Origin of the sequence: Citrobacter sp. CK188 (genome assembly GCF_030333525.1) — a bacterium.
Lineage (GTDB): Bacteria > Pseudomonadota > Gammaproteobacteria > Enterobacterales > Enterobacteriaceae > Citrobacter_B > Citrobacter_B koseri.
In genome coordinates this window covers 169,532-189,232 of sequence record NZ_JAOWFU010000035.1, presented here as the reverse complement: position 1 = coordinate 189,232, position 19,701 = coordinate 169,532, and the positions used below count along the sequence as shown (strand labels likewise).

The following is a 19,701-nucleotide window of genomic DNA, read 5'->3' as shown; positions in this document are numbered from 1 at the left end:
ACAAGGGGAAATATTTCATTTTCCCCCTATTAGATCATAGACAGCCTCTATTCCCCTGATTATCATGCCGCGCCCCGAATACGGTATCGGTTGTTCGGGGAAACTATTTCACCATTCGATTAATGATGATTTTGAGGAATTATGGGCAACACTAAGTTGGCTAACCCGGCTCCGCTGGGCCTGATGGGCTTCGGCATGACCACCATTCTGCTTAACCTGCACAACGCGGGTTTCTTCGCTTTAGACGGCATTATTCTGGCGATGGGCATTTTCTACGGCGGTATCGCGCAAATTTTTGCTGGCCTGCTGGAATACAAAAAAGGCAACACCTTCGGCTTAACCGCATTTACCTCTTACGGTTCTTTCTGGCTGACGCTGGTCGCGATCCTGTTAATGCCGAAAATGGGTCTGACAGAAGCGCCGAACGCGCAGTTCCTGGGCGCCTACCTGGGGCTGTGGGGCGTGTTCACACTGTTCATGTTCTTTGGCACGCTGAAAGCCGCTCGCGCGCTACAGTTTGTCTTCCTGAGCCTGACCGTACTGTTCGCCCTGTTGGCCTTCGGCAACATCGCGGGTAATGAAGCGGTGATCCACGTTGCGGGTTGGATTGGCTTAGTGTGTGGCGCCAGCGCCATTTACCTGGCGATGGGCGAAGTGCTGAACGAACAGTTTGGCCGCACCATCCTGCCAATCGGTGAAGCGCACTAATATTCCGTTATCCCCCCGACCGGGGGGATAATTTTTACAACTGTTGTAATTCTGCCTGCACATCCGCATCGCGATAATAAATATCCTGTCGCAACCAGACGCCCAACCCCAGCCCCACCAGTGACAACGCCAGCACATACCAGGCCGGCGCCATTGGCGACACGCCCATCAACATGGTGACCGCAATTGGCGTCAGGCCGCCAAAAATGGCATACGAGACGTTGTAAGAAAAAGAGATGCCGGTGAAACGCACTTCCGCCGGGAAGGCTCGCACCATTACGTACGGCACCGCGCCAACAACACCAACACACAGCCCCACCAGCCCGTATAATAAAAACAACTGCTCGGGATGCGCGCCAGACAGGTGATAGAAGATCCAGCTTGAGCAGGCCAGCAGAAAACTGCCTACAATAAAGGTTTTGCTGGCGCCGACCCGATCGACAATGAACCCTGCCAGCAGGCATCCCACGCACAGCATAATGGTCGCCACGCTATTTGCCTGTAAAGTTAACGCGGGCGCAAACCCGTACTGCTTTTGCAACCAGACCGGCGACATCAAAATCACGACGACAATGCCGGCCGATAACAACCAGGTCAGCAGCATCGAAATCGCCACCGCTTTTTTATGTTTCACCACTACCGCTTTGACGGGCAATTCCTGCGCGAGCGTTTTGCGCTGCTGCATTTCAAGGAAGATGGGCGTTTCCTGCAACCAACGACGTAAATACATCGCAATCAGACCAAATACGCCGCCGAGCAGGAAGGGAATACGCCAGCCATAATCATGCACCGCCTGCTGGGTCATACTGGTATTCACCAGCGTCGCCACGACAGAGCCAAGCAGGATACCGACCGTCAGTCCCGCAGTCAGTGTGCCGCAAGCGATGCCGATACGGCGCTCCGGCACATGTTCAGCCACAAACACCCACGCTCCCGGCACTTCGCCGCCAATCGCTGCGCCTTGCAAAATACGCATCAGCAGCAATAACAACGGCGCAAGGATGCCCATTGAGGCGTAAGTCGGCAGCAGGCCAATCGCCAGCGTTGGAACAGCCATCAATAGAATACTCAGGGTGAACATCTTCTTGCGCCCTACCAGATCGCCAAAGTGCGCCATGATAATGCCGCCCAGCGGGCGCGCCAGATAACCGGCGGCGAAGATCCCAAACGTCTGAACCTGACGAAGCCACTCAGGAATATCGGCGGGGAAAAACAGTTCGCCCACAACCGCTGCGAAGAAAACAAAGATGATGAAGTCGTAAAACTCGAGCGCGCCGCCGAGAGCGGCAAGTGAAAGAGTCTTATAATCCTGGCGATTCAGAGGTCGTGTGTGTCGTGACATAGCAAACCATGAGTCAGTGGAGTTATTGAGGGCGCTTATCGATATGTGTAAATCAAAAATTACTATATCGTAAACAATTCAATACTCCACCACCTGCGTAATTTATGTCACAGAAAGGCCAACTTCAGGCGTTTATGTCGCGTCTGGCATTTTTCGGGCGGAAAGATGCTACCACTTCCGCTGCGGTTTCCACATAAGGCCCTTCAAGCAACTGTACACAATACGGTACGCTTGCGAAAATTCCCGGCACGACAACCTTACCCTCGGCATCTTTCACCCCTTCCAGGGTCTCTTTGATGGATTTTGGCTGCCCCGGTAAGTTCAGGATCAGCGCCTGCTTGCGGATCACGCCAACCTGGCGGGAAAGGATCGCCGTAGGAACAAAGTGCAGGCTGAGCTGGCGCATCTGCTCGCCAAAGCCGGGCATTTCTCTGTCGGCGACGGCCAGAGTCGCGTCAGGCGTGACATCACGACGCGCCGGCCCCGTACCGCCCGTCGTCAGTACCAGGTGACAGCTCATTTCATCCACCAGCTCACACAGCGTTTGCTCAATGATCGCCTGCTCATCCGGGATCAGTCGGGTTTGCACGTCAAAAGGGGTGGTCAGCGCGGAGGCCAGCCACTCTTCAAGAGCAGGAATGCCTTTATCCTGGTATACGCCGCTGGACGCGCGGTCAGAAATGGAAACTAAACCAATACGTAAGGTGTTCATGATTATTCCGTCTAAACAGTCTCGTTAAACAGAATGATACACTGCAAAGGAAAGGACAGACAGGTTTCAGAAGAGGTAGCGTGACCAGAAACCTGCCTGGTCACGCCGAATGATTACAGCAGATCGCCGATCATTTTTTCCAGTTTTTCCTGGTCAATAGCAAACTTACGGATACCGTCCGCCAGTTTGTCTACCGCCATCGGGTCCTGGTTGTGCTGCCACAGGAACTCAGACTCGGTGATGCGTTCTGGACGCGCTTTCACTTCGCCAGAGAAGGACAGTTTACGTTCGATAGCGCCTTCGCTTTCTGCCAGCTCTTTCAGCAGCGCCGGAGCGATGGTAAGACGATCGCAACCCGCCAGCTCCAGAATTTCACCGACGTTGCGGAAGCTCGCGCCCATCACCACTGTCTCATAACCGTGCTGTTTGTAGTATTCGTAGATTTCCGTAACGGAAACCACGCCCGGATCTTCTGCCGGAGCGTACTCTTTCTTGTCGGTATTGGCTTTGTACCAGTCAAGAATACGGCCCACGAACGGAGAGATCAGGTATACGCCCGCTTCCGCACAAGCACGCGCCTGTGCGAAGGAGAACAGCAGAGTCAGGTTACAGTTGATACCTTCCTTTTCCAGCTGTTCAGCAGCACGAATCCCCTGCCAGGTAGACGCCAGTTTGATCAGGATGCGATCGTTGCTGATGCCCGCGTCGTTGTAGAGCTTGATGATGCGTTTTGCTTTGGCGATAGACGCGTCGGTGTCGTAGGACAGACGAGCGTCAACTTCGGTGGAGATACGGCCCGGAACCAGTTTCAGGATCTCCAGACCAATGTTCACCGCCAGCTTGTCGGCCGCGTCAACAATCTGCTGCGCGCGATCGCTGCTCTGCTGTTTCGCCCAGGCAACGGCATCGTCAATCAGCTTACGGTATTCCGGGATCTGTGCTGCGTTAAGAATGAGAGAAGGGTTGGTTGTGGCATCCTGCGGCTGGTACAGCTTCATTGCCGCGATGTCTCCGGTGTCGGCCACCACGGTGGTGAACTGACGAAGGGAGGTCAATTTGTCCGTCATGATAGTGTTTCTCTTTAAACAGCTTGTTAGGGGGATGTAACCGGTCTGCCTTGATGATAACACGACGCACTCACAGCGCAACCGCAGACAATGCGGTTATCCCACTCCCCTCTTTGTTTGCCCCTTTTCAGCCCCTCGCCAGGGCTGCGCGCAATTAAAGGATATTGCCATATAGTATGGTAGACTCCCCCCATTCAATAGCCTGACAGGGTCTATACTGTTCGTGAATTGGTAACGCTTACACTGGAACCCAAAAGCGTACCGGCATCAACAAGAGGGATGTTAATGCCTGATTTCTTCGCCTTTATTAATGAAATACTCTGGGGTTCGGTAATGATCTACCTCCTGCTTGGCGCAGGTTTTTGGTTTACTTACCGTACCGGATTCGTTCAGTTTCGCTATATCCGCCAGTTTGGCAAAAGTCTTAAAAACAGCATACATCCCCAGCCGGGCGGGCTTACGTCATTTCAGGCGCTGTGTACCAGCCTTGCCGCGCGTATTGGCAGCGGTAACCTGGCAGGCGTTGCGTTGGCCATCGCCGCAGGCGGGCCAGGCGCCGTATTCTGGATGTGGGTATCTGCGCTTATCGGTATGGCGACCTCGTTTGCCGAATGCTCTCTGGCCCAGCTCTACAAAGAGCGCGACAGCACAGGGCAGTATCGCGGCGGCCCGGCATGGTATATGGCGCGTGGCCTGGGTATGCGCTGGATGGGCGTTCTCTTCGCGATTTTCTTACTCATTGCGTATGGTCTGATTTTTAATAGCGTACAGGCGAACTCCGTCTCGCGGGCGCTCGCTTTTGCCTTTGACATACCGCCCATTATCTCCGGTATCGTGCTGGCGCTGGCGGCCTTTTTTGTCATCGTTCGCGGCATTAAAGATGTCGCAAAACTCATGCAATGGTTCGTCCCTGCGATGGCCCTTCTGTGGACACTCACCGGTTTAGTGATTTGCCTCTGGCACATTGAACAGCTGCCCGACATTATCGCGTCGATTGTGAAAAGCGCATTCGGCTGGCAGGAAGCCACTGCCGGGGCGGCCGGGTATACGCTCAGCCAGGCGATTACCAGCGGTTTCCAGCGCGGCATGTTCTCCAACGAAGCGGGAATGGGTTCTGCGCCTAACATTGCGGCCGCCGCTTCATCCTGGCCGCCGCACCCTGCCGCGCAGGGAATTGTGCAGATGATCGGCGTCTTTACCGATACCATTATTATCTGCACCGCCAGCGCGATGATTATTCTGCTGGCAGGCAATGGCGCCTCGCATATGCCAACGGAAGGCATCCAGCTGGTGCAACAGGCAATGATTTCACTGACCGGCGAATGGGGCGCAAGCCTTGTCGCGTTTATTGTGGTGTTGTTCGCCTTCAGCTCGATTGTCGCCAACTACGTTTACGCCGAAAATAACCTGATTTTTCTGCGTCTGGACAGTCTGCGAATGCGCTGGGCGCTGCGTATTGTCACCGTCGGGATGGTCGTGGCGGGCACGTTACTCAGCTTTCCGCTCGTCTGGCAGTTGGCCGACATTATTATGGCCTGTATGGCCATCACCAACCTGACGGCGATTCTGCTGCTCTCGCCGGTGGTGCATACGATCGCCAGCGACTATCTGCGACAGCGTAAGCTCGGCGTACAACCCGTATTCGACCCGTTCCGCTACCCTGAAATTGAGCAGCAACTGGCGCCGGATACATGGGATGAGTTGCCGCGTCACTAGCGCGGCAATCACAACCATCGATCAAATCGGTCGGTTTTTTTGCTAAAGTCGCAGTAAATTTCCTGCAAGGACTGGATATGCTGATTCTGATTTCACCTGCAAAAACGCTCGATTACCAAAGCCCGCTGGCCACGACGCGCTATACGCGGCCTGAACTGCTGGATTACTCCCAGCAGTTGATCCGCGAGGCGCGCAAGCTCTCGGCGCCGCAGATTGGCAAGCTAATGGGCATTAGCGACAAACTGGCCGATCTGAATGCCACCCGTTTTCATGACTGGCAGCCTGACTTCTCCCCTGAAAACGCCCGCCAGGCGATTCTGGCGTTTAAAGGCGACGTCTATACCGGACTACAGGCGGAAACGTTCAGCGAAGCCGATTTTGATTTCGCGCAGCAGCATTTGCGTATGCTTTCCGGGTTGTACGGCGTCCTGCGTCCGCTGGATCTGATGCAGCCTTACCGTCTGGAGATGGGCATTCGCCTTGAGAACGCCAAAGGGAAAGACCTTTATCAGTTCTGGGGCGATGTGATTACCGATAAGCTGAACGAAGCGCTGGCTGCGCAAGGCGATAAAATCGTCATCAACCTGGCCTCGGATGAATATTATAAATCCGTGAAGCCGAAGCAGCTGAATGCGGAGGTTATCAAGCCTGTGTTCCTTGACGAGAAAAACGGCAAATTCAAAGTTATCAGCTTCTACGCCAAAAAAGCGCGCGGCCTGATGAGCCGTTACATCATTGAAAACCGGCTGACGAAGCCGGAACAGCTCACCGCATTTAACAGCGAAGGCTATTTCTATGATGAGCAAGCGTCAGGAAAAGGCGAACTGGTGTTTAAACGCCACGAGCAAAACTGATGCCCTGAAGCGCAGGCCGGATAAGACGCCTTTTGTCGCTATCCGGCGCTAAAATCGCATAACTGCCTGATAGCGCTATGCTTATCAGGCCTGTGTACTTAATGACGGTGGTCGTCGCGGCGATCATCATGACGATGCTCGTCATGCTTATTATGATGCGGTTGCGGACGTGGTCCATGCGGCTGCCAGCGGTTTTCTCGCCACTCATAATGCTTCTGCCACCAGCCGTGGTCGCGCCAGTGACCGCCATCCCAGTAATTACCGTGGTTATCGCGATCGCCAATCTGAAGTTTAACTGCCGGTACGAGAGTAATTTCGGCAGCCTGTGCTGCGAGGGGAGCCACCAGCATCATGGAAAGTGCAAGAAGCACGGGTTTCAACTTGTTCATGAGGTACTCCTTTTTACCATTGCCCGATTTGGGTCGATGAAAGGAGATTACTTGATGAGAACGCGGGTTGTTATTCTCTGCAATCCTAATCTCTAAGTTACCGCATTTATTGAGAATTACTCCTTTTTACCTGCTAAATTTCTCCTTATTTTCTCCATAAAAAAGCCGGATGGCGGCTAACGCCTTATCCGGCCTACAATATCTACAATAGCCCCGAAGCGCCACCGGGCACAACTGTTAGCCGCGTGTCATCATCAGCTTACGCAATTCGGCAAAATCCGCAGGCAGATTATGCGAGAGCAGCGGCAGGTCGGCACGATCCGCCAGCTCTTTTGGCAGATCCAATGTTTCACCAAGAATCGCCTCCACACTCTCTTTGAATTTCGCCGGATGCGCGGTCCCGAGGAACAAGCCATACTCCCCCGGGTGCAGTTGATCACGCAGCGCGCGGTACGCCACGGCAGCGTGCGGTTCAGAGGTATAACCTGCCGCTTTCAGTTCGCGCATGGTCTCCTGCGTCGTCTCATCGTCAACCGCAGCGTAGCCCAGCTCCGTCAGACGCCAGATTTTACGGCGGAACAGCTCTTCCACGCGCGGCCAGTTATTGGGCTGGCTGACATCCATCGCGTTCGACAAGGTAGCCTGCGTCGCTTTCGGCGACCACTGCCCCTCTTTCAGGAAGCGCGGCACCGTATCGTTGACGTTAGTGGCGGCGATAAAGCGTTTCACCGGCAGGCCGAGCGACTTCGCCAACAGCCCCGCCGTCAGGTCGCCAAAGTTACCGCTGGGCACGGAAATCACTAACTGATTACGCGCGTCCTGCGGCAGTTGAGCGACCGCTTCAAAGTAATAGCAAATCTGCGCCAGCAGACGGCTGATGTTGATGGAGTTCGCCGAATTCAGCCCCAGCGCCGCCTTCAGTTCTTCATCATCAAACGCCTGTTTTACCAGCGCCTGGCAGGCATCGAAATCACCGTCAATCGCAACCGTTTCGATGTTGCCGCCCAGCGTACAGAACAGTTTTTCCTGCAACGGGCTGATCTTGCCGCGTGGGTAGAGGATCACGACGCGTACATTTTTCAGACCGTAGAATGCGTGAGCAACTGCCGCGCCGGTATCGCCAGAGGTCGCCGTCAGGATAGTCACCGGTTTGTCGCCGCTGATGTGCGTCAGCATTTGCGCCATAAAGCGACCGCCAAAATCCTTAAAGGCCAGCGTCGGGCCGTGGAACAACTCCAGGCACCCGACATCGCCTTCCACCTGACGCACCGGCGCCGGAAAAGCGAATGCCTTGCGAACGCGCTCTTCTAAGATTTCCTGCGGGATCTCATCCCCGATAAACGCGGAAAGGATCTTTGCGCTACGACTCACAAAGTCCTGATTCAGCATCTCATCAACTTCAGTCAGGCTAAATTCCGGCAGGTCGTGCGGGAAAAAGAGTCCCTGATTCTTGCCAAGCCCCTGCGTAACGGCCTGCGCAAAGCTGACCTGCTCATTATGATCTTTCAGATTGTAGAGTTTCATTGTTTATCCCAGTACTCGTGCGCCCGCCGTATCCAGCTGACAAATATGAACAAAGCCTTCCTGATTTTGCAGGTAATTTTTACCCAGCCAGTCTGCTACGCGCTGCGCCGTATCCGGTTTATCACAGAGCGCGAAGAGCGTCGGCCCGGACCCGGAAATACCGCTGGCCAGCGCGCCAATTTCCGCCACCGCCTGACGCGCCTGGCTGAAGCCCGGCAGCAGACGAGCGCGGTACGGTTCGGCAATCACATCCTTCATCAGCTTTGCAGCAAGCTGCGGCTGACGGGAATAGCAGGCATGAATAAACCCGGCCAGATGCCGCCCGTGAGCGATACAGTCCTGACGGCGATACTGCGCGGGTAAAATCGCCCGCGCTTCAGCCGTCGAAACGTTAATCCCCGGATAGGCCAGTACCCACAGCCACTCATCAAATCCTGGCACCTGCTGGCTGATAATGCCGTTTTCTTCGATCATCAACTGCATGCCGCCAAGAAAGCACGGCGCGACGTTATCGTAATGAATGCTGCCAGAGATACGCCCTTCCAGTTCCCCCATGATCGCCAGCAGACGCATGTCGTTCAGCGGTTTGCCACAGAACTCATTCATCGCCACCAGCGCAGCAACCACGGAACAGGCGCTGGACCCTAACCCGGAACCAATCGGCATGTTCTTTTCCAGCGTCATCGCCACCGGAATCTGTTTACCCAACTCCTGGCAAAAACGCTCCCAGCACTGATAAACGATATTTTCACGCGGCGCTGACGGCAGCTTGTCGGCAAAACGCCCTAAATTATTCAGCGTGAAGCTTTCTGCCGCATCCACCGAGACCACATCGCCCAGCAGTGAGCCATCAACCGGCGTGACGGCCGCCCCAAGCACATCAAATCCGACGCTCATATTGGCACTGGAAGCCGGAGCATAGACTTTCACCATTTTAGACTCCTAACTTCCATGAAAGGGTACGCAGCAGATCGGCAAAAACACCCGCCGCCGTCACATCGTTCCCCGCACCGTAACCGCGCAGAACCAGCGGCAGCGGTTGATAATAGTGACTGTAAAACGCCAGCGCGTTCTCCCCGTTTTTCACTTTAAACAGCGGATCGTTGCCGTCAACCTCGGCGATCTTCACGCGACACACGCAGTCGTCTTCAATGTTGCCAACATAGCGCAATACTTTGCCTTCATCACGGGCTTTCGCCACACGAGCGGCAAACGCGTCGTCAAGCTGCGGCAGATTGGTCATAAACGTGGCGACATCGCCGGAATCGTCGAAACCTTCCGGCAGCACCGGCTCAATCACGATATCGGACAGTTCCAGCTCACGTCCCGTTTCACGAGCGAGGATCAGCAATTTGCGCGCCACATCCATCCCGGAAAGATCGTCACGCGGATCGGGTTCGGTATAGCCCAACTCGCGCGCCATCGTGGTCGCGGCCGAAAGGCTCATGCCTTCATCCAGCTTGCCGAAAATAAAAGAGAGCGATCCAGACAGGATACCGGAGAAGTGTTGCAGTTCGTCACCCGCGTTCAGCAGGTTTTGCAGGTTCTCGATAACCGGTAATCCCGCACCTACGTTGGTGTCGTACAGGAACTTACGTCGGGATTTCGCCGCGGCAAAACGCAGTTGATGGTAGTAATCCATCGACGACGTGTTGGCTTTTTTGTTCGGCGTTACCACATGGAAGCCTTCACGCAGGAAGTCGGCGTATTGATCCGCCATCGCCTGGCTGGAGGTACAGTCAACAATAACCGGGTTAAGCAGGTGATACTCTTTCACCAGGCGAATTAAGCGCCCTAAATTAAACGGTTCTTTCGCTTCCGCCAGTTCCGCCTGCCAGTTATCCAGGTTCAGGCCATGCACATTGGTCAACAGCGCTTTCGAATTCGCCACGCCGCAGACGCGCAGGTCGATATGCTTGTTTTTCAGCCAGGACTGCTGGCGTTTCAGCTGCTCAAGTAACGCTCCGCCAACGCCGCCAACGCCGATAACGAACACTTCAATCACCTGATCGGTGTTGAACAGCATCTGGTGGGTAACACGTACGCCCGTTGTGACGTCATCGTTATTCACGACCACCGAAATCGATCGTTCGGACGAGCCCTGCGCAATCGCGACAATATTGATATTCGCGCGCGCCAGCGCCGCAAAGAACTTCGCCGAGATGCCGCGCAGCGTGCGCATACCGTCGCCAACCACCGAGATGATCGCCAGACGTTCAGTCACCGCCAGCGGCTCCAGCAACCCTTCTTTCAGTTCCAGGTAGAACTCATCCTGCATTGCACGCTGGGCCCGCGCGCAGTCGCCCTGCGGTACGCAGAAACTGATGCTGTATTCAGAAGAGGATTGCGTGATCAGCACCACGGAGATCCCCGCGCGGGACATTGCCGCGAAGACGCGCGCCGCCATCCCGATCATCCCTTTCATTCCTGGGCCGGAAACGCTGAACATCGCCATATTGTTCAGGTTCGAGATCCCTTTCACCGGCAGTTCGTCTTCATCGACGCTAGCGCCGATCAGCGTACCAGGGGCTTGCGGGTTTCCGGTGTTTTTAATCAGGCATGGGATTTGGAACTGGGCAATGGGGGTGATGGTGCGAGGATGAAGGACTTTGGCGCCGAAGTAAGAAAGCTCCATCGCCTCCTGATAGGACATCGACTTCAGCAACCTGGCGTCCGGCACCTGGCGCGGGTCGCAGGTATACACGCCGTCGACGTCAGTCCAGATCTCACAACAGTCGGCGCGTAAGCAGGCAGCCAATACCGCAGCGGAGTAATCAGAACCGTTGCGGCCCAGCACGACCAACTCGCCTTTTTCGTTACCGGCGGTGAAACCTGCCATCAGCACCATGTGGTCAGCCGGAATGCGGCCCGCCGCGATACGGCGCGTAGATTCGGCGATATCAACGGTCGATTCGAGGTAATGCCCGACCGCCAACAATTTTTCGACCGGATCGATAACCGTCACGCCATGACCGCGCGCTTCCAGCAGGCCAGCCATGATCGCGATCGACATCTTCTCGCCACGGCAGATCAGCGCAGCATTGATGCTATCCGGGCACTGGCCCAGCAGGCTGATTCCGTGCAGGATATGTTTGATTTGCGCAAATTCTTGCTCAACGAAAACTTTCAACTGCGCCAGCGGGAACCCCGGCTGAGCGGCTGCAAGACCCGTAAGAAGTTCGGAAAAAATACGTTCGGCATCGCTGATATTCGGTAAAGCATCCTGACCGCTGATGGTCTTTTCAATCATCGCCACCAGATGGTTAGTAATTTTGGCGGGGGCAGAGAGAACAGTCGCTACCTGCCCCTGCCTGGCATTGCTTTCCAGAATATCGGCAACACGCAGAAAGCGCTCTGCATTTGCCACTGATGTACCGCCGAACTTCAACACTCGCATGGTTGTTACCTCGTTACCTTTGGTCGAAAAAAAAGCCCGCACTGTTCAGGTGCGGGCTTTTTTCTGTGTTTCCTGTACGCGTCAGCCCGCACCGTTACCTGTGGTAATGGTGATGGTTGTGGTAATGGTGGTGCTGATGCGATTCATGGATGTTGTGTACTCTGTAATTATTATCTGTCTGTCTTGTATCTTTAAAGGGTTAAAGTATCTCGTGACCTAAGTCAATAAATTTTTAATTTGATCACATTCCGCAACATGTTCACGAGCTGCTGCTTGCGCATTTATTTTCAACCAATACGGAATGAAGCAACCTCTTGAAACCAGATTTAAAATCTCACATCAAGCAATTCAACAAGATTTTATTTTGTTATATTTTTCTCAATATCATGCAATAAACGGTGCAGCATGGCCGTGTCGCGCTGCCCTGACAGCCCCAGTCGTTGTTGCAGCCAGTCCGCCAGTTTGATGTCATCAGCAACATCCAGCGTCGCCAGTAACTGCGAAACGCGTGTGCGTAACGCCTGCAATTGCGGCGCGTCAGTCACCTCTGTTTGTTTCGCCGATTGTTGCATTAAGCCTGCTAATTGATAGCAATACACCATTACTGCCTGCCCTAAATTGAGTGAAGGATAATCAGCAACCATTGGCACGCCGGTTAAAACGTCTGCCAGCGCCAGTTCTTCATTCGTCAGGCCCGAATCTTCCCGGCCAAAAACCAGCGCCGCATGGTTCATCCACTGCGATTTTTCCTGCAACAGCGGCAGCAGTTCTGCGGGCGTTGCGTAGTAGTGGAACTTCGCGCGACTGCGGGCCGTGGTGGCGACAGTGAAATCAACATCGTGCAGCGCTTCCGCCAGCGTTGGATAAACACTAATATTATCAATAATATCAGCGGAACCATGTGCGACCCAACGGGTCGCCGGCTCCAGGTGCGCCTGGCTGTCGACAATACGCATATCGCCAAACCCCATCGTCTTCATTGCCCGTGCCGCCGCGCCAATATTTTCCGCTCTGGCAGGCGCGACCAGAATAATTGTTACACGCATTTCGATTCTCTTTTTGACCAGCCGCTGGCAATAATGTGACCAATGTCAACATATTACGCAGCACGAATTTACAATTTTTTAACGAAAATCGTTGAAAAACCATTTCACATTCAGTAAAAGGCACTAAACTATTTCTTATCTTTACTATTGCGTTTTATGTTAAGAAATACTACATATCCTTCTGTTTATTTAGGATAATTTAATTTAGAATGAATCACACCTATTGGATTCATTACATTTATTAGTTGGCATGCGCAACTAGTTGGATTATTGCAAATTTGTGATGAACGCTAGCATTTGGATACGATGATTTCATCAAACTGTTAACGTGCTACAATTGAACTTGATATATGTCAACGAAGCGTAGTTTTATTGGGTGTCCGGTACGTCTTAGCCTGTTATGTTGCTGTTAAAATGGTTAGGATGACAGCCGTTTTTGACACTGTCGGGTCCAAAGGGAAAGTACCCACGACCAAGCTAATGATGTTGTTGACGTTGATGGAAAGTGCATCAAGAACGCAATTACGTACTTTAGTCATGTTACGCCGATCATGTTAATTTGCGACATGCATCAGGCAGGTCAGGGACTTTTGTACTTCCTGTTTCGATTTAGTTGGCAATTTAGGTAGCAAACATGCAGACCCCGCACATTCTTATCGTTGAAGACGAGTTGGTAACACGCAACACGTTGAAAAGTATTTTCGAAGCGGAAGGCTATGATGTATTCGAAGCGACAGATGGCGCGGAAATGCATCAGATCCTCTCTGAATATGACATCAACCTGGTGATCATGGATATCAACCTGCCAGGGAAAAACGGTCTTCTGTTAGCGCGTGAACTGCGCGAACAGGCTAACGTTGCGTTGATGTTCCTGACTGGCCGCGATAACGAAGTCGATAAAATCCTCGGCCTCGAAATCGGCGCAGACGATTACATCACCAAGCCGTTTAACCCACGCGAACTGACTATCCGTGCGCGCAACCTGCTGTCCCGTACCATGAATCTGGGTACGGTCAGTGAAGAGCGCCGTAGCGTCGAAAGCTACAAGTTCAACGGTTGGGAACTCGACATCAACAGCCGTTCTTTGATCGGCCCAGATGGTGAGCAGTACAAACTGCCACGCAGCGAATTCCGCGCCATGCTTCACTTCTGCGAGAACCCGGGCAAGATCCAGTCTCGTGCAGAACTGCTGAAGAAAATGACCGGTCGCGAGCTGAAGCCGCATGACCGTACTGTTGACGTGACTATCCGTCGTATTCGTAAGCATTTCGAATCCACGCCGGATACCCCGGAAATCATCGCGACCATTCACGGTGAAGGTTACCGTTTCTGCGGTGATCTACAGGACTAATCGGTTACCACCGGCAGCAAAAACGGCGCAAAACGCGCCGTTTTTTATTGTCTGTCAATGGGTTATCCGACCAGAACGGGAATCACTTCCAGATGACGCGTCAGGAACGTTACCGCCACGGCATAACGGGCACCGCGCTTATGGCATTTTTTGGCGACCCTTCAACGACCTTGTCAGAATAGGCCAGATACGCCAGCGTATTGCGTTTGGCATCATAAAAACGCACGACCTGTAATTTTTTAAACACCAGCGACGTGCGCTTCTGGAAAACGACATCCCCTTGCGCTTTCCCGTTCTTAATTTTATCGCTCAGCTCAATCGGCCCTACCTGCTGACAGGAGATCGCCGCGTCGGAGGTATCTTCGGCCAGTCCCAGACCGCCTTTAATCCCCCCCGTTTTCGCCCGACTTACATAGCACGTCACATTTTTGACGTCGGGATCGTCAAACGCTTCGACGACGATTTTATGGTCAGGCCCAAACATTTTAAATACGGTATCGACGGAACCTACCTGTTCTGCATGCGCAAACTGCCCCAGCATCAACAGAATTGAGGAAAGTATTAAGCTCTTGTATTTCATATTGTTACCATTCATAAAAGTTACACTGCGCAATTATTCGACACGTCTGGATAAACTGTTTACAGATCACAGGATTAGAATAATCATGCTTTAGTGTGCCCCAAAAAAGCACAGATGAGCAAAAAAAACACCGAATGCTAAAACAGCAAAAAATGCTATTATCCACTTACCTGATGTCAGGTGCTCGTTGTGGAAAGGATGAGGATATTTTATGGATCAGGCTGGCATTATTCGCGACCTCTTAACCTGGCTGGAAGGCCATCTGGATCAGCCTCTGTCGCTTGACAATGTGGCGGCAAAAGCAGGTTATTCCAAGTGGCACCTGCAAAGAATGTTTAAGGACGTGACGGGCCATGCTATTGGCGCTTACATCCGCGCTCGCCGCTTATCTAAATCCGCCGTGGCCCTGCGCCTGACGGCACGTCCGATTCTGGATATCGCGTTGCAGTACCGCTTCGATTCTCAGCAAACCTTTACCCGCGCGTTTAAAAAGCAGTTCTCTCAGACGCCGGCGTTATATCGCCGCTCTCCAGAATGGAGCGCCTTTGGCATTCGTCCGCCGATGCGTCTGGGTGAGTTCGCCATGCCTGAACATCAGTTTGTCACCCTGGAAGATACGCAACTGCTCGGCACCACCCAGAGCTATTCCTGTTCGCTGGAGCAAATCTCCGATTTTCGACACGAAATGCGCGTACAGTTCTGGCAAGACTTTCTCAGCCAGGCGCCAACGATTCCTCCACTGCTCTACGGCCTTAACGAAACGCGCCCCAGCCTTGAGAAAGATGACGAACAGGAGGTGTTCTACACCACCGCGCTACCGCAAGAACATGCCAACGGGTATGTGCCGTCAGCGCAGCCTGTTACCCTACAGGGCGGCGAATATGTGATGTTCACCTACGAAGGTTTAGGAACCGGGGTACAGGAGTTTATCCTGACGGTATACGGCACCTGTATGCCGATGCTGAACCTGACCCGCCGTAAAGGGCAGGATATAGAGCGATACTACCCGGCAGAAGATGCCAAAACAGGTGGTCGCCCTATTAACCTGCGTTGCGAATTCCTGATCCCCGTTCGCCGTTAACGCTGTAGCTCATCTAACGCAGGGGCATCGAGATGCGAGACGTCCCCTGCCGTTTCAACGACCCAACCAGGCGCCAGCCACAAACTTTCCTGATAATCGACGCGGGAAATAGAGCAGTTACGCAGACGTAACCGACGCTCCGCCCAGGCCGGTAATCCCAGAATGGTGCTGACCAGGCAACCCAGCGCGATACCGTGACTGACCAGCAGCGGGCGGCTGCCCTGCGGCAGTTCCAGACAGGACGCGAGAGCGGCATTGACGCGATCGCTCAGTTCCTGCATGGATTCGCCATCAGGAATGCGCCCGTCAACCGTGCCGTTCACTAACTGGCGACGCCAGTTCTCTTCTTCTTCGGTGAGGGTGTCGATGTGTCGTTTTTCCAGCACGCCCATGTCCAGCTCACGCAGGCGGGCGTCGAAAGTGATATCGCAACCGCATGCCTGGGCGATGATTTCAGCCGTGCGGCGGGTGCGACCGAGATCGCTACTGACGATATGGGTGATGCCGAGCGTTCTGGCGCGTTCTCCCACTTGCATAGCTTGTTGCTCACCTTTAGCGGTCAGCGGACTGTCAGACTGGCCTTGAATACGTCGCTCGGCGTTCCACTGCGTTTCACCGTGGCGAACAAGGTATACCTGTAACATGCTTTTTATCCGTTATACTGCGATGACATTCATTTCTGAGTAATTCTGATTATGCACCATGTTGTCTCAGCAACCACCAATCCCGCTAAAATTCAGGCAATTCTGCAAGCATTTAACGAGATTTTCGGTGAAGGATCCTGCCATATTGAGTCCGTCTCCGTCGAGAGCGGCGTGCCGGAACAACCTTTTGGAAGTCAGGAAACGCGCGCTGGCGCACGGAATCGGGTAGAAAATGCGCGCTGTCTGCGTCCTCAGGCCGATTTTTGGGTGGCTATCGAAGCGGGGATTGATGATGACAGTACGTTCAGTTGGGTGGTAATAGAGAATGCCGCCCAGCGAGGCGAGGCGCGATCGGCAACGCTGCCGCTTCCTGCGGTTATCCTTGAAAAAGTTCGTCAGGGCGAAGCGCTCGGCCCGGTGATGTCGCAGTATACCGGTATTGATGAGATTGGCCGTAAAGAGGGGGCTATCGGGGTGTTTACCGCCGGAAAACTGACCCGCTCCAGCGTTTATCACCAGGCGGTGATTCTGGCGCTCAGTCCGTTTCATAATGCGGTGTATCGGTAGGGCTCGCGATCCACGCCGGATGGCGGCTTCGCCTTATCCGGCCTACGTTCACCGTTTCTGTAGGCCTGATAAGCGTAGCGCCATCAGGCGTGAACGTTCATCATTCCTGTAGGCCTGATAAGCGTAGCGCCATCAGGCGTGAGCGTTCACCATTCCTGTAGGCCTGATAAGCGTAGCGCCATCAGGCGTGAGCGTTCACCATTCCTGTAGGCCTGATAAGCGTAGCGCCATCAGGCGAAATTACCTTTCGCTCTTGAGCAACACCTGCTCCAGCCACTGGCGTAACTCTACCGGTGCGGATTTCAGGCTGTTGGAACCGCGCGTAATGGTGGCGATGCCCGCCCCCAGCTCATTTTTAAGCTCGCGCTGGCTCATTTCACCGCGTAACAACTCTTCAATGATACGCACGCGCGTTCCCAGCGCCTCACGCTCATCCGGCGTCAGCATCAAATTGAGTAAGGGAAGATGCAGGTCTTCCGCACAAGCGTGCTTGAGCAGCTCAACAAAGCGTAACCACTCCTGGTGACGCTGTTCTGCCATCGCTGCTGAATAGGGTGATTGCTGAGTCATAGAATGTCGCCATCGTTGCAGGGGGAAACGTATCTGCCTCCCCCGATTGTACTCTTTAACGAGTACGATAGCATAACATAACCGATGCGATCAGTAACGGCGCTGCCATTCTGCGTCATTCATCAACGTTGGTTTATCGCCCATGAAGTAGCGATAGTAGGCATCATAAGCCAGCACGTTCTTCACGTAGCCCCGCGTTTCTGAGAACGGAATACTTTCAACAAACGCGACGGCGTCGATGCGCCCTGCGCTGTTGCCAAGCCAGGTACGAACGCGCCCCGGCCCGGCATTGTAAGCCGCTGAAGAGAAAATACGGTTATTACCAAACTGTTGATAAACGTATTGCAGGTAACTGGTGCCAATGTTGATGTTCGTCTCCGGGTCAAGCAACTGGCTAGGGCTGCTGTAGCCCGGTATCGAGAACATTTTCACCGTATGCGTCGCCGTGCCCGGCATAACTTGCATCAGACCGCTGGCCCCTACCGGGGATTTCACTTTCGGATTCCAGGCGCTCTCCTGACGCGCAATCGCCATAGCGTAACTTTGCGAGATCGCTTTGCCGCCAGTGTAACGGGCGAAAAGATCCTTGTACGCCAGCGGGAAACGCTCTTCCAGATGATCCCACAGTTTCCCTGCGATCGTCGCCTGCACGCTCAGATCCCACCAGTGGTTATTGAAGGCATAACGCGCCAGCTGCGCCTGCTCCGACTTCGTCCTGCTGGAGACCAGATTCGCCCACTCGCTGCGCGCCGTATTATCCAGGTTCCAGTACATCAGTTCGCGGACTCGCGCCATTTCCGCGCCCTGCGTAAGCGAAGCGTCCACTGTCGTCGGCGCTTTATCGATCTTCAGTACATACGCTTCACCCAGCTTTTGTGCGGCGACCATCGGGTAGAAACCACGCTGTTGCATCAGCGCATGGAGGATCTCTTTTGCCTCAGCCTCACGCCCGCGCTCAAGCAACAAATCCGCCTGCCAGTAGCGCCATTCATCCTTCTCCTTCGCTTCCATCGGCAGTCGGGCAAGCCAGGTATTCAGCCCACGCCGATCGCCGGTGCCCAGCGCCATCCGCACGCGGCGTTCCACCAGCGTGGTGGATTGCGAGCGCATAATCGCATCATCGCGCCACTTCGCCTGCGCATCGGTCACATCGTTCCCCATCAGCCGCCAGGCGACGATATCGCGCAGTTCCTGGGTTTGCTCCTCATTAAGCTGCTGGGCCTGCACCAGTGACGGGATCATCAAACGCGCATTCTCTGCGTCCTGACGCGCCACGCTGGCAAAGGCCACTGCCGCCATCTGACGGGTAAAATCGGTCGCGCCGGTCGTACGCGCAAAAGTCATCACGCTATTGGGATCGTTCGCCAGCGCGATGATCGCCGAAGCAATGGTCTGGTACTGCGCAGGCATCTGCCCGGCCAGCACCGTTACCAGCCCCGTGTTGCCTGCTTTCATCGCCAGGCGGATGCGCTCCAGCCAGGCCAGCGGGTCCTGGGTGCCGGAAGCGCGCCAGACGCTGAACAGTTTGTCACAGGCGTTCGGCTGGCTTTTCCCGGTCAGCCAAAGCGCTTTCGCCCCCTGCCAGGCCTCTTCCGTCTGCCCGGTATTCCATTTCGCGTAGTAGTAATTACATTGCGCTTCGGTGGTGCCCGGCTTCTCGGGGCTGAACGCTAACAGTCCACGCCAGTCTTCGCGACGCGCCAGCTCATTAACGAAACGCGATTGCAGCGTACGCGCAGGAGGAAGCGTAGGGTTGGCGCGCACAAACTGGGTGACGGTGACCGCAGGCTGGTTCATCAGATCGTCGGTGATCTGGCGATACTCAAGATAGGGATACAGCGGGTAATTCTTCAGGCCAGGCATCATCTGCTCAACGACATCCATCTGTCGGTTATCCCAGGCCTGTTTGATTTGCGCATAGCGATTGCGCTGCTCATCCAGAGAATCCGCTCGCGCCGCCTGACTTACCGTCAGCAGGCATACGCTGGCGGCGATAAGACGCCAGGTAAATGGTTTGGCTTTGTCCACAAGCTCTTCCTCTTGTCGTAATACATCAATGCAGCATCATGCCGCGTAATGAATTTATGCTAACCAGACATTGCTAAATGCGCCACGTTACGGACACTTTTTTACTTTTATTGCGAGTGAGAGTT

20 protein-coding genes and 1 other annotated feature are annotated in these 19,701 nt (G+C 54.1%); of the genes, 6 read left to right on the top strand and 14 right to left on the bottom strand.

Features of this window, described 5'->3' with window-relative positions:
• The first annotated feature begins 141 nt into the window (after positions 1–141).
• A complete protein-coding gene (satP, locus tag OGV67_RS16695; protein ID WP_012134160.1) occupies positions 142–708 on the top strand; it encodes an acetate uptake transporter in 567 nt (188 codons plus the stop codon).
• A gap of 34 nt (positions 709–742) precedes the next feature.
• On the opposite strand, the gene OGV67_RS16690 is transcribed toward satP, so the two are convergent.
• From OGV67_RS16690 to tal, 3 genes are all read right to left on the bottom strand, one after another.
• Positions 743–2,050 (bottom strand): MFS transporter, encoded by a 1,308-nt coding sequence (locus OGV67_RS16690; RefSeq protein ID WP_012134161.1) that lies wholly within the window; start codon positions 2,048–2,050, stop codon positions 743–745.
• 124 nt (positions 2,051–2,174) lie between these two features.
• Positions 2,175–2,762: a molybdopterin adenylyltransferase gene (gene mog, locus OGV67_RS16685; protein ID WP_115615151.1), complete on the bottom strand. Its 588-nt coding sequence runs from the start codon at positions 2,760–2,762 to the stop codon at positions 2,175–2,177.
• Positions 2,763–2,875: 113 nt separating this feature from the next.
• Complete coding sequence (tal, locus tag OGV67_RS16680) at positions 2,876–3,829, bottom strand: transaldolase (protein WP_012134163.1); 954 nt, start codon at positions 3,827–3,829, stop codon at positions 2,876–2,878.
• A 285-nt stretch (positions 3,830–4,114) separates the two neighbouring features.
• Between tal and OGV67_RS16675 the strand changes: the two genes are divergently transcribed.
• Both OGV67_RS16675 and yaaA read left to right on the top strand, forming a co-directional pair.
• Positions 4,115–5,545 (top strand): alanine/glycine:cation symporter family protein, encoded by a 1,431-nt coding sequence (locus tag OGV67_RS16675; RefSeq protein WP_024130724.1) that lies wholly within the window; start codon positions 4,115–4,117, stop codon positions 5,543–5,545.
• A gap of 77 nt (positions 5,546–5,622) precedes the next feature.
• Complete coding sequence (gene yaaA, locus OGV67_RS16670) at positions 5,623–6,399, top strand: peroxide stress protein YaaA (protein ID WP_047459033.1); 777 nt, start codon at positions 5,623–5,625, stop codon at positions 6,397–6,399.
• A gap of 98 nt (positions 6,400–6,497) precedes the next feature.
• Here yaaA and OGV67_RS16665 read toward each other — a convergent pair whose 3' ends face one another.
• From OGV67_RS16665 to yjjY, 7 genes are all read right to left on the bottom strand, one after another.
• Complete coding sequence (locus OGV67_RS16665; RefSeq protein ID WP_012134167.1) at positions 6,498–6,788, bottom strand: DUF2502 domain-containing protein; 291 nt, start codon at positions 6,786–6,788, stop codon at positions 6,498–6,500.
• 237 nt (positions 6,789–7,025) lie between these two features.
• Positions 7,026–8,312, bottom strand: a complete 1,287-nt coding sequence (gene thrC / locus OGV67_RS16660) for a threonine synthase (RefSeq protein WP_049010528.1) — start codon at positions 8,310–8,312, stop codon at positions 7,026–7,028.
• Positions 8,313–8,315: 3 nt separating this feature from the next.
• Complete coding sequence (thrB, locus tag OGV67_RS16655) at positions 8,316–9,245, bottom strand: homoserine kinase (protein ID WP_104867794.1); 930 nt, start codon at positions 9,243–9,245, stop codon at positions 8,316–8,318.
• Between the two features lies 1 nt (position 9,246).
• Positions 9,247–11,709, bottom strand: coding sequence for a bifunctional aspartate kinase/homoserine dehydrogenase I (thrA, locus tag OGV67_RS16650; RefSeq protein WP_115615152.1), 2,463 nt, complete (start codon positions 11,707–11,709; stop codon positions 9,247–9,249).
• A gap of 25 nt (positions 11,710–11,734) precedes the next feature.
• Positions 11,735–11,855 (bottom strand) — a sequence feature (Thr leader region).
• Positions 11,791–11,856 carry a thr operon leader peptide gene (gene thrL, locus OGV67_RS16645; protein WP_060815970.1) on the bottom strand — a complete coding sequence of 22 codons (66 nt, stop codon included), beginning with the start codon at positions 11,854–11,856 and terminating at the stop codon, positions 11,791–11,793. It overlaps the preceding feature by 65 nt.
• Positions 11,857–12,068: 212 nt before the next feature.
• On the bottom strand, positions 12,069–12,755 hold the full coding sequence (locus OGV67_RS16640) for a tRNA/rRNA methyltransferase (RefSeq protein WP_049010535.1): 687 nt from the start codon (positions 12,753–12,755) through the stop codon (positions 12,069–12,071).
• A 398-nt stretch (positions 12,756–13,153) separates the two neighbouring features.
• A complete protein-coding gene (yjjY, locus tag OGV67_RS16635; RefSeq protein ID WP_001541509.1) occupies positions 13,154–13,294 on the bottom strand; it encodes a YjjY family protein in 141 nt (46 codons plus the stop codon).
• Between the two features lie 95 nt (positions 13,295–13,389).
• On the opposite strand from yjjY, the gene arcA reads away from it, so the two are divergent.
• Positions 13,390–14,106 (top strand): two-component system response regulator ArcA, encoded by a 717-nt coding sequence (arcA, locus tag OGV67_RS16630; protein WP_001194359.1) that lies wholly within the window; start codon positions 13,390–13,392, stop codon positions 14,104–14,106.
• Positions 14,107–14,215: 109 nt separating this feature from the next.
• Here the strand turns inward: arcA and creA are convergent, their stop codons facing one another.
• Positions 14,216–14,686, bottom strand: a complete 471-nt coding sequence (gene creA, locus OGV67_RS16625; RefSeq protein WP_024130725.1) for a protein CreA — start codon at positions 14,684–14,686, stop codon at positions 14,216–14,218.
• Between the two features lie 211 nt (positions 14,687–14,897).
• On the opposite strand from creA, the gene robA reads away from it, so the two are divergent.
• Positions 14,898–15,767: an MDR efflux pump AcrAB transcriptional activator RobA gene (robA, locus tag OGV67_RS16620; RefSeq protein ID WP_012134174.1), complete on the top strand. Its 870-nt coding sequence runs from the start codon at positions 14,898–14,900 to the stop codon at positions 15,765–15,767.
• Here robA and gpmB read toward each other — a convergent pair.
• Positions 15,764–16,411, bottom strand: a complete 648-nt coding sequence (gpmB, locus tag OGV67_RS16615) for a 2,3-diphosphoglycerate-dependent phosphoglycerate mutase GpmB (RefSeq protein WP_012134175.1) — start codon at positions 16,409–16,411, stop codon at positions 15,764–15,766. The two genes, robA and gpmB, sit on opposite strands and share 4 nt — an antisense overlap.
• Positions 16,412–16,462: 51 nt before the next feature.
• Here gpmB and yjjX point away from each other — a divergent pair, with 51 nt between their 5' ends.
• The gene (yjjX, locus tag OGV67_RS16610; protein ID WP_012134176.1) at positions 16,463–16,978 is read left to right on the top strand and encodes an inosine/xanthosine triphosphatase; all 516 of its coding nucleotides are present in this window, start codon (positions 16,463–16,465) and stop codon (positions 16,976–16,978) included.
• Positions 16,979–17,218: 240 nt separating this feature from the next.
• On the opposite strand, the gene trpR is transcribed toward yjjX, so the two are convergent.
• Together trpR and sltY are read right to left on the bottom strand one after the other, a co-directional pair.
• Positions 17,219–17,548, bottom strand: a complete 330-nt coding sequence (trpR, locus tag OGV67_RS16605) for a trp operon repressor (protein ID WP_024130726.1) — start codon at positions 17,546–17,548, stop codon at positions 17,219–17,221.
• A gap of 90 nt (positions 17,549–17,638) precedes the next feature.
• Complete coding sequence (gene sltY, locus OGV67_RS16600; RefSeq protein ID WP_012134178.1) at positions 17,639–19,576, bottom strand: murein transglycosylase; 1,938 nt, start codon at positions 19,574–19,576, stop codon at positions 17,639–17,641.
• Between the last annotated feature and the right edge of the window lie 125 nt (positions 19,577–19,701).

Excerpts from the sequence above, each read along its gene's own strand:
- OGV67_RS16690 (WP_012134161.1), bottom strand. The coding sequence starts at position 2,050 with ATGTCACGACACACACGACCTCTGAATCGCCAGGATTATAAGACTCTT.
- thrC (WP_049010528.1), bottom strand. The coding sequence starts at position 8,312 with ATGAAACTCTACAATCTGAAAGATCATAATGAGCAGGTCAGCTTTGCG.
- yjjY (WP_001541509.1), bottom strand. The coding sequence starts at position 13,294 with ATGACTAAAGTACGTAATTGCGTTCTTGATGCACTTTCCATCAACGTC.
- OGV67_RS16665 (WP_012134167.1), bottom strand. The coding sequence starts at position 6,788 with ATGAACAAGTTGAAACCCGTGCTTCTTGCACTTTCCATGATGCTGGTG.
- trpR (WP_024130726.1), bottom strand. The coding sequence starts at position 17,548 with ATGACTCAGCAATCACCCTATTCAGCAGCGATGGCAGAACAGCGTCAC.
- yaaA (WP_047459033.1), top strand. The coding sequence starts at position 5,623 with ATGCTGATTCTGATTTCACCTGCAAAAACGCTCGATTACCAAAGCCCG.
- gpmB (WP_012134175.1), bottom strand. The coding sequence starts at position 16,411 with ATGTTACAGGTATACCTTGTTCGCCACGGTGAAACGCAGTGGAACGCC.
- yjjX (WP_012134176.1), top strand. The coding sequence starts at position 16,463 with ATGCACCATGTTGTCTCAGCAACCACCAATCCCGCTAAAATTCAGGCA.
- tal (WP_012134163.1), bottom strand. The coding sequence starts at position 3,829 with ATGACGGACAAATTGACCTCCCTTCGTCAGTTCACCACCGTGGTGGCC.
- thrB (WP_104867794.1), bottom strand. The coding sequence starts at position 9,245 with ATGGTGAAAGTCTATGCTCCGGCTTCCAGTGCCAATATGAGCGTCGGA.
- OGV67_RS16640 (WP_049010535.1), bottom strand. The coding sequence starts at position 12,755 with ATGCGTGTAACAATTATTCTGGTCGCGCCTGCCAGAGCGGAAAATATT.
- satP (WP_012134160.1), top strand. The coding sequence starts at position 142 with ATGGGCAACACTAAGTTGGCTAACCCGGCTCCGCTGGGCCTGATGGGC.
- thrA (WP_115615152.1), bottom strand. The coding sequence starts at position 11,709 with ATGCGAGTGTTGAAGTTCGGCGGTACATCAGTGGCAAATGCAGAGCGC.
- creA (WP_024130725.1), bottom strand. The coding sequence starts at position 14,686 with ATGAAATACAAGAGCTTAATACTTTCCTCAATTCTGTTGATGCTGGGG.
- OGV67_RS16675 (WP_024130724.1), top strand. The coding sequence starts at position 4,115 with ATGCCTGATTTCTTCGCCTTTATTAATGAAATACTCTGGGGTTCGGTA.
- robA (WP_012134174.1), top strand. The coding sequence starts at position 14,898 with ATGGATCAGGCTGGCATTATTCGCGACCTCTTAACCTGGCTGGAAGGC.
- mog (WP_115615151.1), bottom strand. The coding sequence starts at position 2,762 with ATGAACACCTTACGTATTGGTTTAGTTTCCATTTCTGACCGCGCGTCC.
- arcA (WP_001194359.1), top strand. The coding sequence starts at position 13,390 with ATGCAGACCCCGCACATTCTTATCGTTGAAGACGAGTTGGTAACACGC.